The 556-nt window shown below is 70.0% G+C and carries 1 protein-coding gene; it reads left to right on the top strand.

All coding sequences use genetic code 11. The annotated features are described in order from the left end of the window. A partial coding sequence (locus ABD993_RS36425; RefSeq protein ID WP_486362902.1) for an acyl-CoA dehydrogenase family protein occupies nt 1-556 on the top strand: 556 nt, incomplete at both ends.

Raw genomic sequence — 556 nt, 5'->3', positions numbered from 1 at the left:
ACCGGGAGCATCGACTACACGATCCGCGACGCGCATGTGCCGGAGGCCTTCACCCACGAAGGACCGACCGAGACCCCGCTGCGCGGCGGTTGGATCTTCAAGCTGGGCATCATGCACCTGGCGCTCATCGGACACTCCGGCTGGGCGCTCGGGGTGGCCCGCCGCATGCTCGACGAGCTGGCCGGGCAGGCCCGGGCCAAGGCGGGCCGAGCAGGCTCGATGGCCGAGAACCCCCGATTCCACGCCGTCTACGGCGAGCTGGAGGCCAAGTACCGGGCCGCCCGCGCCTACGTCCACGAGGTGTGGCGCGACGCCGGACAGACACTCCGCAACGGCGGTGTGCTCGACGACGACCAGCGCACCAACGTGCGACTGGCGCTGCACAACACCACGTGGACAGCGGAGGCCATCAGCGTCGAGGTCTACAAGACCGCCGGTACCGCCGCACTTCGCACCGGGCCACTGCAGCAGTACTTCCGCGACGTGCATGCCGGCACCCAGCACATCACCTCCGCTCCACACGTGCTCGAGGGCTGCGGCAAGTACCTCGCCGGCC

This window comes from Pseudonocardia xishanensis, from assembly GCF_039541715.1.
In the GTDB taxonomy this organism is placed as follows: Bacteria; Actinomycetota; Actinomycetes; order Mycobacteriales; family Pseudonocardiaceae; genus Pseudonocardia; species Pseudonocardia xishanensis.
This window is presented reverse-complemented; position numbering and strand designations above follow the sequence as displayed.